Here is a 12,715-nt window from a genome sequence, read left to right as displayed (position 1 = left end):
ATCCTGAATGTGTATGAGAACATCGTCCTGCCGGTGGAGCTGGACGGGGACACGGTGGATCAGAAGTTTTTGGACGAGATCGTTCACCTGCTGGGACTGGAAGATAAACTGAAAAATATGCCGAACAATCTTTCCGGCGGCCAGCAACAGCGTGTGGCTATCGCCCGCGCCTTGATTACCAAACCGGCTATTGTGCTGGCCGACGAGCCGACCGGAAACCTTGACAGCAAGACCAGCGCCGAGGTGCTGGGGCTTATCAAGCGTACCAGCGCGGAGTTCCGGCAAACTGTTGTGATGATTACCCACAATAACGACATAGCCCGTCTTGCAGATCGGATTGTCCGCATTGAGGACGGAAAGATTGTGGAGTAAGGAGGTGGCAGGCTATGACATGGCCTTTTGAAAATGATACCAGCGCCATTACAAAGAAGCTGGCAAAGAAAAGTTTGCAAAGCGAGAAGCGCCGGAATCTGATGGTGGTGATCGCCGTTGCGCTGGCGGCGTTTCTAATCTGCTTTACGGGAATTGTGTCTACCTCCCTGACACAAATACAGCGCAATCAGGTTGCCGATACTTATGAGGCGGTTTGGCTGGGCGTAGAGGAAAACGATATTGAAACCCTAAAAGGACTGCCGGAGTTTGAGCGCGTAGGCGGCTACTATATACTGGGTGAGGAACTTTCGGAACAGGGCTATCATGCGTCCTATGTGTATTGTGACGCTCAAATGATGGAGATTACCAAGGCGCAGATGGAGTTGTTAGAGGGTCGGGTTCCTGAAAAAGCAAATGAAGTTGTCGTAAGCGAATACTTTCTTTCCACCTATGGACACAATGCCAAGATCGGGGACACTGTGACCTTAGACACCGAGAGCTTTCATGGTGATTATGTCGTTACCGGCATTATGGACAGCGTAAATGAGAAAGAAGCAAATACCTGCGCTATCATTCTTTCCAACGCTGCCCTGACAGAATGGGATGGGTTTGACCCGGCTGGTTATCGTGCCTATGTCCATTTCAAAAACAGCGACCAGTTGGGCGAAGAACTGATGACCTCTTATTGCAGGGAGATTGCGGAGGAATATCAGCTTCCTACCCCCAGCATGAACAACAGGTATTTAACCTATGCCTCCAAACAACCCTTTGACGACTTTACCTTGATGGCTGGCGTGATTGCCCTTGTTCTGATTGGCGGCTACATTGTGATCCAGAGTATCTTCCGTATCTCCATCAATGACAAAATCCAGAGTTACGGGCAGCTTCGGACGATTGGTGCAACGCCAAAGCAAATCAAGCGGATTGTAAAGCGGGAGGGACGCAAACTCGGCAGTATCGGAATTTTGATTGGCACAGTGCTGGGCGTATGCGCTGGTTTTCTCCTGTTTTCCAAGGGATTTAACGCTGTTTCCTATGTGGTTATGATTTCCCTGACACTCATAAGCTGCTGGTTTATGGTGTCTATTTCCATCCGTAAGCCAGTAAAGATTGCGGCAGGGATTTCCCCAATTGAAGCTGTCCGTTTTACCCCGGCACAAAAGAATATCCGCAACAGGAAAAAGAACATCAAGCTCAATCCTGTTTCAATGGGAATTGCAAATTTTAAGCGCGACCGAAAAAAGACCGTTGCTATTGTAGCCTCATTGAGTTTGGGCGGAATTATCCTGCTTGTGGTATCCTCCATTGTTTTGCTGCGCTCCCCAGAGGCACTTGCAAGACAATCTTTCCCGGATGGTGACTATAAGGTTTATCTGGATTCAAAGTTGTCAGAACAAGAAGTCATGGCAGCAGGAAATCCACTGAATGAGGAACTCAAACAGGAAATTTTGTCTATTGACGGTGTAACCGATGTGATTGCAAAAAGGCAAAGCCTTCATATAAATTATAACGTCAACGGAATTGAATATGGTGGTATGTGTGATATACTGACTGATCAAAATTATTCTAAGGTTGAAGCTTCATTGATAGAGGGCACTATGCCGACGGATACACACAGCATCCTAATTGATTCGGCAACAAGTAACCGTGAACATATAGGTGTCGGAGAAACAGCTGAACTTATCTCCGGGAAATCAACCATTCCGGTTACTATATCCGGGGTGTTTAACAATAATCTGGATAATGGACATGGAACACATCACTTTGACGGTGTATTGGAATTTGCACCGGAAGCATTGTTCCATGAACTGCACCCGGAAATCACCTCTTTCGATTATTCATGGAGCATTGTAAGTGATCCCCAAAAAGCGGATCATGTGAGGGATGAATTAAAAAATATTATATCCGCTCATACGGATATTGCATTAGATGATATTAACACTGTAATTGAGTATGAAAAAAATATAAATTCTTTTGTATTTGGCAGTATGGAGGTACTTTCATGGCTGGTATTCCTCTTTGGCGTTATCAACCTAATTAACACGACCCTCTCTAATCAAATGTCCAGAAAACAGGAAAACAGTGTTTTGCGTTCCATCGGACTGACCCAAAAGCAGCTATGTAAAATGAATATCTGCGAGGGGCTGTGCTATGCATTCTTTGCAACATTGGCGACGCTGATCGTTGGGCTTCCGGCTTCCATCTTTGCTTGCAGCAAATTTAGTGTAGGAGCTTTTGCCGGAAAAGTAGTGCCTTACAAATTCCCGGTTTTGGAAATGGGTCTGTTCATTCTGGTATTGTTCGGAATGGAGCTGATTTTGTCTGTATGGACAGTCCGCAGACAGAAAAAACAATCTCTGATTGAACAAATGCGGGCGATGGAATAATAGTATGGGATCGGCGGGGCGGCGTGTGCTGCTCCGCCTTTTTCGCCTTTTCTCAAAAAAATTTTTGAAATGTCCGAGCGTTGTAACAATTCAGCCTGTTTTTTTGTCGAAATCAAAGGCACCTCGGACATTTGTGTAACATTTGTAGTTTATGCTTGTGGTAAATCAATATTGGGGGTGAGGACACATGAAAAAGATACTGCTGATCGACGACAGCGACACCTATACATGGTGTCTGCAAAAATACTTACAGCACCGCGGTTACCCGGTGAAAACGGCTTGTACGCTGAAAGAAGCGCGGGCCGCCATCCAAGAGGAAATGCCGCTGGTGGTCTGCTGTGATCTCGACCTGCCGGACGGTTCCGGCATGGACTTTCTGGACGAGGTGCGGGCCGCAGACAAGGAACTGCCTTTTATTCTGGTGTCCTGCCATGATAAAGAGGACTACGAACAGGAGGCCAAGCAACGGGGTGCGACGCTGTGTATGGACAAAATGAAAGGGATGCTGCTACAGGATATGCTGGTGGAATACGCCTACCGGCAGTTATCTGGCGAAAAGGCCCCGACTTTTCACAAGCTGCTCTTTGTCCATGCGGAAGATACCAGCGCCGGAGTGCTGCGGGCTACTATGCTGCAAAAGGGCTTTGACCTGATTCTGGTTCCCTCGATTGCAGACGCTAAGCGCCGGATTTTTGAGGATAAGGAAATAGAACTGATTTTGTGTGATGTGGAACTGCCGGACGGTACAGCAATGGAATTGTTTCATGCGCTGCGGCGGGTGGAGGGGATGTTCCAAATGAAGAATCCCCCTGTCCGGCTTCTGCCGTTCTTTATCCTCACCGAGAACAGCGACCTTGCCACGGAATATGAATATCGGCATGAGGGCGTGAACGACTATATCATCTCCCCGGTAAATATCCCGGAGCTGATACGGAGAATTATGTATTTTGTTGAAGATTCAAAATAATGGTAAAAATCTTGAAATAAAGTTGATAGAGAAGAGCAAAACGCATTGATTTTAAGATGAGATTTGGCTGTTAGACTTTTAATGTTGAGGGAAGACGCTTTTTAGGCATAACAAAGCTAACGTAAGTCCAAAACCTACGAAAATCAGAGAGTATTCAGTTACAAAAGTCAGGCAGTCCGTTTTAAAGATTTTAGCTTGCGGTAGGATTGACCGGAATTGCCAGTAACTGCAGCAATGGCAACAGCCAAAAGACTGATATGGGCAAGTGTGTTTAGGTTTGCAACGGAGGATTTGTTTCTTACCCACATCCGTTCCTGCCCCGTGTTTTTAAAACGGGGCAAGAGAGTTCCCCTAAATTTGTTCGTGATTCTTATCATGCTTCACCTACAAAAATCAAAAATGTCCTGACAGAAATACAGGAAGGCGAACTTTATCTTTGCCTGGAGCACCGTATTGTAAGAGTCCGGGAGCGAGTTATCTCTCTGACAGGCAAAGAATTTGACATACCGGCATTACTGGCTGCCAACCCAAAGCGTGTTTTTACTTATGAATTGATTACCGATATAGTCTGGAAAGAGGATTATAATTTCTATTCAAGGAAGGCAATCCATAACCATGTGAGCAAACTTCGGAAGAAACTAAGGTTTGAACCCAATCTGCCAAATTATATTGAGAGTGTTGCCGGAATCGGGTATAAATTTGAATATCTGTCTGCTCCATAGAAAATCCGTCGCAGGAACAACTGCGGCGGATTTTTTTGACAAATTTTTATGCAGACGGCAACTTTCCTCTTAAAAATGTACGGATATATGAGGGGTTTATTTTATAACCGCTTACCCGAACACGGCAATTATGAATTTTTTGTGAAATTTGCAAAATACCCCCGTCATTTTGCCCCAAAAATGAACTGTATAGTAGAGGGATATTTTTTTACGGTAGGAAGGAGGCGTTTTTATCCACAATCAGATTCCAGTAATGAATTATCCGCAGTACCGCCGGATGCGTAAACTGGTACACGAGTGCTGCAACTACGATAACGGAAACTGTATTCTTCTGGACAACGGGGAGGAATGTGTCTGCGTCCAGAGTATTTCCTATTCGCTTCTCTGCAAATGGTTCCGCTGCGCTGTCCTGCCGCTGGACGGACCGCTGGAAACGGCGCTGCTGTTCCGGGAGGAATTAAAACGCTGCGTGGTCTGCGGCCAATCATTCCTTCCCGGTTCCAACCGGGCAAAATACTGTAAACTCTGTGCAAAGAAAGTCCACCGCAGACAGAAAACAGCCAGCGACAGGAAAAGGCGGCTCCAATGCGGACAATTAGAAGCAAAAAAGCCTTGAGATTATTGGCGTTTCAGGCTGCGGTCAACGGGTATGAGGGATAAATCCCCTGCTCCCCTCTAAAACCTGCTTTTAACTGTCCGCAGGACGATTTTAACCTAAACGGGATTTCCCCAGATAGGTGTTGGTTTCTACTTTGCCAATTTACCGCTTTTGCCATTTCCACCTATATGGGATTCTCCAATACTGGATTTTCAGAGACTGGAAAACCTGACGCTCCGGGCAGCCCTGTTCCTCTCTTTCCGGCGGCGGATTTCCAGACGGCCTTGACGGCCCATATTTAGACGGAAATTAAAGAGAAAAAGTTAATAACAAGAAAGTCAATATCAATCCAATCAATCAGGGAGGGATTGATGGAAAGGAGTACATAATGCAAAATGATTTTTTGATGCCTTACAAAGAGGACAGCGGCGTACCGCCCTATCTGCCGTTTCCTCGTTTTCTGGTGCCGATGGACTTATCCAACGATGCAAAGGTACTGTATGCCCTGCTCTTAGACCGGGTGGGTATTTCCAGAGAAAACGGATACATAGAACCGGACGGGCGGATTCGTCTCTACTTTACGCTGGAAGAAGCAAAAGGAAAACTACATAGGAGCAGGCAGGTGGCGACTAGGGCATTTCAGGAATTGGAACGCAACGGTCTAATCATCCGTAAAAAACAGGGGCTTGGCCGTCCGGCGGTCATTACGCTGAATATTTTGCCTGCAAGGAAGGAGCGTGATGGGATTGTGTAAGCCTGTGGATTTAAGCAAACTTCCAAAAAATCTGAAACCTGAAATTGCCGAGCGTGTGGCAGAGCATTTCAAAGACGGCGTTTTCGAGTTTGATTTCAGCACAGAAGAAATGATTGCCGTTGAAGGGAATACGGTCTATCATGTCATCCCCCATTATACGGAGGGAGAGGCGGAAAGCGTACTGGACAAGCTGCGCCGTATCATGGCAGGAAATTTGGAGGAAACCGAATGAAAGCTGCTGAAAAAAGAGGAACGGCACGTTATAATATAGGCAACCGTTTACCTGGCTGTTATCCCGATATACGGGAGGAAAGGAGCTACTATGAACCAGCAGCCAGATAAGATCACAGCGTTATATTGCCGTCTAAGTCAGGACGATGCTCTTGATGGGGAGAGCAATTCCATCACCAACCAAAAGGCGTTATTGTCCAAATATGCGGCGGAACACGGATTCCGCAATCCCATGTTTTTCGTGGACGACGGATTCTCAGGAACGAATTTTCAAAGGCCCGGATTTCAGGAAATGATGAAATATGTGGAAGATTATTCGGTTTCTACCCTGATTGTCAAAGACCTGTCCCGTCTGGGCCGGGAATATTCCTATATGGGGCGGCTACAGGATTTCATTTTCCCCGCCTACGATGTCCGGTTTATCGCCATCAACGATGATGTGGACAGCGCAAAGGGCGAAAACGACTTCGCCGTGTTCAAAAACGTATTTAACGATTATTACGCAAAGGACACAAGCAAAAAAATCCGGGCAGTCGTAAAAATGCGCGGAGAAGCCGGGGAACATATCGCCAGCAATCCGCCCTACGGATATATCAAAGACCCGGAGAATAAAAAGAAATGGATTGTAGACGAGGAAGCCGCAAAGGTGGTGCGGCGTATCTTTGACCTATGCATTGCGGGCAAAGGCCCCATGCAGATTGCAAAAATCCTGACTGCCGACAGGGTATTGACGGTTACTGCGTATAACGCCAGACAGAAAGGATGGTCCATGCCGGATAACCTGTACCAGTGGTGTGCGAAGTCTGTCGCTGGAATACTGGAGCGGCCGGAATATACTGGCTGTACCGTCAACTTCAAGACCTATACCAAATCCCTCAAATTCAAGAAGCGGATGGAAAACCCGAAAGAAAACCAGAGGGTATTTGAAGATACGCAGCCGGCGATTATTGAACGTGGACAGTGGGAACGGGTACAGGTGTTAAGAGCCAACAAGCGCAGGCCGACAAAGACAGGGAAAACCAGCATTTTCTCCGGACTTGTCTACTGTGCCGACTGCGGTGCGAAGCTCTATTACTGTACCTGCAACACCTACAAGGATGATTCACAGGATCATTTTGTCTGCTCCAACTATAAGAGCAATACAGGTTCCTGTAAAATCCACTACATCCGGGAAGTCACGCTTTATAGGCGGGTTCTGGAATGTATTCAGGGGACGCTGACCTATGTGCGCTTGTTCCGGGATGATTTCACCCAGGAAATGCTGGCGCAGGACGAAGCCAGCCGGAAGGCGGAACTGGCACAGAAGCGGAAAGCCCTCTCCGGGGCGCAGAAGCGCATGGAGGATTTGGACAAGATCATCCAAAGGCTTTATGAAGATTCCGTTCTTGGCAAGCTGAGCGACCTCCGCTTTCAAAAACTTTCGGCACAGTATGAAGCGGAGCAGGCGGAAATTCAGCAGCTTGCAGCTTCGCTGGAGAGAGAAATTGAAAATGAAGCCAGACAGATTGCCGATGTGGGGCGTTTCCTCCAGCTTGCCGACAGGTATTCCGATTTGCAGGAGCTGGACGCCGCTACGGTAAATGAGCTGATTGAAAAGATTGTGATCCACAGCCCAGAGAAGATCGGCGGGAAGAAACATGTCACGATTGAAGTCTATTTTACCTATGTGGGGAAAATCCGGATTCCACTTGCCAAACCGGAACTACTGACAGAAAAACCGGCGTGACCTCTGCCATGCCGGTTTTTCCGGAAATTCTATTTACTTCCTTATGGGCATCCGCCCAAAGGTTATACCATTTTTTGTGTCTTACATAGTATCCTGGATAAACCGGTAGCCCACGCCGCGTATGTTTTCAATGCGGCAGGAGGTACAGCCTGCTTCCTCCAGTTTTCTGCGTATACGGTTCAGGCAGGAGTGGAGCCCGTTGTCGGCATCCCGCAGGTAATCTTCACCCCATACGTCACGGTAAAGCTGCTCATTTGTAAATACCCGCCCTGGACTGGATGCAAGCAGGCAGAGCAGGTTGAATTCATACCGGGGAAATTCCGTTTCCTGTGAATTGATAATAACTTCGTGGTAATCCACGTTGATAAACAGATTTCCCCTTGAAATAATGCTGGATGGCTGCTGCTTTGTCTGGTTCAGTTCCGTATAGCGGCGGATCAGTGCAAGGCCGCTTGCAATAGTTTCTTCCAGATAGCTGTCCGACCACCTGATGTATTCGTCCGCCCCTGCTTTAATCGCAGCCGTTTTTTCCGTACTGTCATACTGCCGGTCTAAAACCAGGACCGGGGCTTTTGTCAGTCCCCTTATAATCTTTAACGGCGGTAAGTATTGCTGCCCGTCTGAAAATATAACAGCCAGCAGGTAATCCGTATTCCCTGACAGTTCGCCGGCCACTTCCCCCGCATCCTGGACGATGCGGGCGGATATGCCTTTTTTCTGCCATTCTCCCTGAAGGTCAGCCAACTGTGGTCTTTCATGGCATAATATCAATATCCATCGTTCCATAATTGCCCCCTTCTTTCGTTATCACAATATGAATGTTTCTGTTCTGCCACCTTTCTATCCCATCCGGAACCAGATTCTGTTACTCCACTTACGGTTCAGGGATATCATCAATCGTCCTCCTGTTTCTTCTTCACCACAAAGAATACACCGATCCCCATGATGACCACCAGCGCGCCGGCCACGATAAACCACCACGGCCTCCACGCCTGCCCGGCCTGCGGGTTTTCCCCTGCAGATTCGGTGCCGTCTTTATCCGGGGTATCCGGCTGTTCAGGCTCCGCAGCATTTCCGCTTTCTTCTTCCCCATCCCCGTCTAACGCGATCACATAATCCGATGCGTGGGTAAAGGCAAGGGATACGGTGCCGTCCTCTGCAACATACCACCCCATAAAATCGTACCCTTTTCTGGATGCGTCCGGGAAGGTAAGTTCCAATCCGGGAACCGCCTTTGTGCTGTCCGTGCCAATTTTCCCGTCATTGTAGATAAAATTGATGATGACAGGCTTCTTTGCTTCCCACTTCGCATACAGGCAGGTATTCTCTGTCAGATGGATTTCTTCCCCACCGGCATAATCGGTGCCGGTGCCGTCCTTTTTCGTGTTCCAGCCCGCAAAATCACAGCCTGCTTTTTCAAGGGTTCCCATGTACGGGTAAATACCGTCCTTATCAAGGATGACCACCGTATCCTTACTGGTATAAGGGTTCGGGTCGATATAGGATTTTGTCAGCCCTGTATCCTTATTGTTGGCATCATAGCCGATAAAATAAGTCTCCGGCACTTCCGCAAGGTAAATGTTTCCGTCTTTTTCTTCCGTCCTGTAATCATCTGTCTTCCATAAAAATTGTGATGCATCCGCTTCTTTCCCGTTAGAAGACGCATCCACCAGAAGAGCTCCCGGCGTAAAATCCCTGCCCCACATGACAAAAGTGGAATCACTTTCAAAATCCGTCCCCAGCGTAACAGGCGTAGCGTCCTGATAGTAAAAACGGATATCCCATGCTTTCCCGTCAGCAACAGTGTTATCTTCCATGACAATCTTCCCGTCCAGTATGAGGTCTGCCTTTGTCATATAGTTTATTGTAGTGCCGCTGTAAGGGTGTTCCGCCGTATTTCCCCGTATAGTGCAGTCACGTATGGTAAGGGGCTCCGTCCTGTCCTTGCCGGAAAAGCCGATGGCACTGGTATATTTATTATGGCTGCCTGTGATCGTGCATCCCTCAATCACAACAGGGTGATTTTCAGAAATGCCAATTGTCCCACTGTCACCCGTAACCTCGCTGTTTTCAATCAGGCAGTCTGATAAGGTAACTTCCCCATGGACTGCAACGATTGCCGCAAATGCCTTATTGCCCGAAATGGCCATGCCGGACGCATTTGCCGATCCAAAGAAATCCACTGCGCCCCCTACCATTGCATAGCATTCCCTTATGGTTCCTGATACGATGGCGGCGTGGGATGTCCTGCCTGTCTGGATGCCGCCCCCTGCACCGTTGGTATAACAGCGTTGGATAAGCCCGCCGGTCATCGTGAACTCTCCACCCCATTCCACATGAATGGCGCCTGCCGTTCTGGCAGTCCGGTTATCCCCGTCAAAATCCGTATTATAATTATTCTGTAAGACTGTGCCACCTTCCACAGTGCAGGCCCCGGCAACATATACCAGCGGCCCGCCCCATGCCTGCCCGGCGTTATTGAAATCATCGTCAAGCTCCGCCCCGCCGTCAAGGATGATATTGCGGATAGTCAGGCTTCCTTCTATCCCAAGAAGCACGTCATCCAGGTCTGTCCTGTGGTAGTTTTTCCCCGTGAATTCCCCATCCCGGCTGATAACCGCCGGATTTTCCGCATCCTCACTCTGCAGGGTGATACTATCCGCCACAGCTTCAAGGGTTGAGGATATGCTGCAGTCCTTGAGGACAGTAATGGTATCGCCAGCCTGTGCGTCTGCAAACGCCTCCTCCAATTCTTCATAACTCTTATCGCCGATCCTCGCTTCATAAACCACAGTATCAGCCTGCTCCTGGACAGGCTTCCAATTGGCATACAGGTTCAGGCTCCTCTCCGGGGTATATTCCTTCCCGGCTGCCCCTACGGACAGAAAAGTATGCACGTCCCCATTCACGGCCACCTCTATCCAGCTTTCAAGGTAATGCCCTTCATAGGACGCATCCGGCAGGGTGATGCTCTCCCCCTTGGGCACAGTAACGCTTTCTGTCCCACAGGTTCCCTCATAAGGTTCAAAATTGACAGTATAGGCTTCTTCCACCTCCGCCGCTTCAGCAGGCAGCGGGACGCTTCCCAATACCCCTGCCCCGATTGCCGATGCCATAATGGCAGACAGGAGAATCCTTGCTAATTTTCTTTTCCTTCCCATTTTTCCTTCCTTTCTTTTTCAGATATCCGGCAGGGCTGCTGTCTGTATTTCTATCTTCCCAAGCGGCCCTGCACATCATTTCATGGGGCACAGCCCCTGTCAACAACACGCCGTTTCCCCGCATCACCTCCCCTCCTGCAGCATGGATACCGGGTAATATCCGGCTGGCCCCCATACATTGGCGGCTTCCCGCTTGTCGGGAAATGCCTATACTGCCGTACCCTGTTTTATGCCGCCCCACTTTGTCAGCACCACGGTTTCCCCGTTCCCCAAAGTGTCCCACAGGCCGTAAACCTTATCCGCCACATCATCCGGGTCAGCATATGCCTCACTGCCCACCATCATAAACTCCCCCGGCCTTGCAAACAGTTCCTGAAACTCTTTCTGCTGACCCGGTGTCAGGGAATCAAAAAAGCACCCTTCCTCCGGTATGCCGCACAACAGGAATGTACCGCTTACAAACCCTTTCCCGCCCGGCATACAGCGGTTCGGGGCAAGACCGCCCGTATCCTCCCGGCTGATCAGCAGCACCCTCTGGGGCAGGAAACACCCTACCTGTGCCGTGCCCCCTAACACCGCCTCCACTGCTTCCAACGTGTTGTCCGGCAGGGCGGCAGGCCGTGGCGCCTTCCCTGGCTCCACAATCAAAATGTCCATTTTCTGTTTCATGTTCGTTGTCCTCCTTTAAACTTTTTGTCTATGTGCTGCCCGTAAAAGGCTTCACAGCAATAAAAAATACCAGCGGAAAGAAAAATCCCCCCAAAGGCTTAACCGCCTCCGAAGCCTGCGGCCATATCGTGGCTCACAAGGCTTGCATAATACTGGCTGATGGTTACAGGCGCATTGAACAGGGCTGACAGGGTATATGCCCGGATATTTTCCACCATTGTCGTATTCCGATCCAGACAGTCCATGACATACTGGATATGCCCGCTGTCCAGCTTCAAAAAACGGCTCTTTACGACCTCCGTACTCATATCCCCCTGGTTAATGCGTATGCTTTTCCGGTTACTGCAACAGGTCTCTGCCATCAGTTCCACAAAACCGTCCAGACGCTCCTTGTCGTATGGATGGTCATGCAGGAGATAGTCATACTCAATGTTCTCTTTTATCAACTGCCGGTAAGCCTCCATCTGATCTATCCCATCCATCCCATACCCCGCAGGAGAAGAGTTATCCACAGGAAAGTCCCCGGCTTTTGCCGGATGGATAGATGGATCAGTATCACTAAAATCAGTTTTATTTAAGTCAGTTTTATTTGTTTGTGATTTTCGCATTTCCTGAATTGTGGTTTTCACATCCCCTGATTTGTGATTTTCACAAGTCTTGATTTGTGATTCCGGCTGTCCCGGCTTTATCCTGCAAATGAAGTTTTTAACATATATGACGTTGGGTTTCCCAAGCCCGCGCCGGACGCGCTCAATCAGCCCCACGCCTTTTGAGCAGTCCAGTTCATTCAGGAGCTTGTTCGCCTTCTGCTCCGCGCATCCAAGCGTCTCCATCACATCGGCAATGGTGAAAATGATATACACGCGCCCCTCCCCGTCAAGCCAGTTGTTCTTTACCGAAAGCCCCATACGGTCAAGCAAAAGCCCGTAAAGCACCTTTGCCTCCACCGACACCCCCTTAAAGAGCGGGTCTGTAAACAATATTTTCGGGATGCGGTAAAAGCTGTACTGCTCCGCTTCATTCCCATAGTAATAATCCAGTTGTAACGGCATCCTTACTGCCTCCTTCCCTTCATTGGAGCAACAAAAAGCCCCGGCAGGGTTATAGTCGCCGGGGCATGATCTGTCT

General features: G+C 48.7%; 12 protein-coding genes. 8 read left to right on the top strand and 4 right to left on the bottom strand.

The window, feature by feature from the left end; genetic code table 11:
• The 8 genes from ACTOY7_RS18695 to ACTOY7_RS18660 all read left to right on the top strand — a co-directional run.
• On the top strand, nucleotides 1-372 hold a 372-nt coding region (locus ACTOY7_RS18695; RefSeq protein ID WP_177821271.1), incomplete at its 5' end, for an ABC transporter ATP-binding protein.
• 14 nt (nucleotides 373-386) lie between these two features.
• On the top strand, nucleotides 387-2,759 hold the full coding sequence (locus ACTOY7_RS18690) for an ABC transporter permease (RefSeq protein WP_482672747.1): 2,373 nt from the start codon (nucleotides 387-389) through the stop codon (nucleotides 2,757-2,759).
• Nucleotides 2,760-2,946: 187 nt separating this feature from the next.
• Nucleotides 2,947-3,726 (top strand): response regulator, encoded by a 780-nt coding sequence (locus ACTOY7_RS18685; protein WP_444114855.1) that lies wholly within the window; start codon nucleotides 2,947-2,949, stop codon nucleotides 3,724-3,726.
• 314 nt (nucleotides 3,727-4,040) lie between these two features.
• A complete protein-coding gene (locus ACTOY7_RS18680; protein ID WP_482672748.1) occupies nucleotides 4,041-4,448 on the top strand; it encodes a winged helix-turn-helix domain-containing protein in 408 nt (135 codons plus the stop codon).
• Between the two features lie 253 nt (nucleotides 4,449-4,701).
• The gene (locus tag ACTOY7_RS18675; protein WP_444114856.1) at nucleotides 4,702-5,064 is read left to right on the top strand and encodes a cysteine-rich VLP domain-containing protein; all 363 of its coding nucleotides are present in this window, start codon (nucleotides 4,702-4,704) and stop codon (nucleotides 5,062-5,064) included.
• 370 nt (nucleotides 5,065-5,434) lie between these two features.
• Complete coding sequence (locus ACTOY7_RS18670) at nucleotides 5,435-5,800, top strand: replication initiator protein A (RefSeq protein ID WP_482672746.1); 366 nt, start codon at nucleotides 5,435-5,437, stop codon at nucleotides 5,798-5,800.
• Nucleotides 5,787-6,032, top strand: a complete 246-nt coding sequence (locus ACTOY7_RS18665) for a hypothetical protein (RefSeq protein ID WP_444114858.1) — start codon at nucleotides 5,787-5,789, stop codon at nucleotides 6,030-6,032. The genes ACTOY7_RS18670 and ACTOY7_RS18665 overlap by 14 nt, the downstream gene beginning before the upstream one ends.
• 90 nt (nucleotides 6,033-6,122) lie before the next feature.
• A complete protein-coding gene (locus ACTOY7_RS18660) occupies nucleotides 6,123-7,757 on the top strand; it encodes a recombinase family protein (RefSeq protein ID WP_444114859.1) in 1,635 nt (544 codons plus the stop codon).
• Between the two features lie 81 nt (nucleotides 7,758-7,838).
• Here the strand turns inward: ACTOY7_RS18660 and ACTOY7_RS18655 are convergent, their stop codons facing one another.
• From ACTOY7_RS18655 to ACTOY7_RS18640, 4 genes are all read right to left on the bottom strand, one after another.
• A complete protein-coding gene (locus tag ACTOY7_RS18655) occupies nucleotides 7,839-8,543 on the bottom strand; it encodes a winged helix-turn-helix transcriptional regulator (protein ID WP_482672745.1) in 705 nt (234 codons plus the stop codon).
• A 107-nt stretch (nucleotides 8,544-8,650) separates the two neighbouring features.
• Entirely contained in the window at nucleotides 8,651-10,918 is a 2,268-nt protein-coding gene (locus tag ACTOY7_RS18650) for an InlB B-repeat-containing protein (RefSeq protein WP_482672744.1), read from the bottom strand.
• A gap of 207 nt (nucleotides 10,919-11,125) precedes the next feature.
• The gene (locus ACTOY7_RS18645; protein WP_482672743.1) at nucleotides 11,126-11,587 is read right to left on the bottom strand and encodes a DUF3846 domain-containing protein; all 462 of its coding nucleotides are present in this window, start codon (nucleotides 11,585-11,587) and stop codon (nucleotides 11,126-11,128) included.
• Between the two features lie 98 nt (nucleotides 11,588-11,685).
• A complete protein-coding gene (locus ACTOY7_RS18640) occupies nucleotides 11,686-12,639 on the bottom strand; it encodes a DUF6017 domain-containing protein (protein WP_482672742.1) in 954 nt (317 codons plus the stop codon).
• Nucleotides 12,640-12,715 lie beyond the last annotated feature (76 nt).

The sequence above is a fragment of the Schaedlerella sp. genome (assembly GCF_056796775.1).
Note: the sequence above shows the minus strand (reverse complement) of the source record. Positions and strands in the feature narration are given on the sequence as shown.

Coding starts and splice junctions, on each gene's coding strand:
- ACTOY7_RS18690 (WP_482672747.1), top strand. CDS start 387: ATGACATGGCCTTTTGAAAATGATACCAGCGCCATTACAAAGAAGCTG.
- ACTOY7_RS18685 (WP_444114855.1), top strand. CDS start 2,947: ATGAAAAAGATACTGCTGATCGACGACAGCGACACCTATACATGGTGT.
- ACTOY7_RS18675 (WP_444114856.1), top strand. CDS start 4,702: ATGAATTATCCGCAGTACCGCCGGATGCGTAAACTGGTACACGAGTGC.
- ACTOY7_RS18670 (WP_482672746.1), top strand. CDS start 5,435: ATGCAAAATGATTTTTTGATGCCTTACAAAGAGGACAGCGGCGTACCG.
- ACTOY7_RS18665 (WP_444114858.1), top strand. CDS start 5,787: ATGGGATTGTGTAAGCCTGTGGATTTAAGCAAACTTCCAAAAAATCTG.
- ACTOY7_RS18660 (WP_444114859.1), top strand. CDS start 6,123: ATGAACCAGCAGCCAGATAAGATCACAGCGTTATATTGCCGTCTAAGT.
- ACTOY7_RS18655 (WP_482672745.1), bottom strand. CDS start 8,543: ATGGAACGATGGATATTGATATTATGCCATGAAAGACCACAGTTGGCT.
- ACTOY7_RS18650 (WP_482672744.1), bottom strand. CDS start 10,918: ATGGGAAGGAAAAGAAAATTAGCAAGGATTCTCCTGTCTGCCATTATG.
- ACTOY7_RS18645 (WP_482672743.1), bottom strand. CDS start 11,587: ATGAAACAGAAAATGGACATTTTGATTGTGGAGCCAGGGAAGGCGCCA.
- ACTOY7_RS18640 (WP_482672742.1), bottom strand. CDS start 12,639: ATGCCGTTACAACTGGATTATTACTATGGGAATGAAGCGGAGCAGTAC.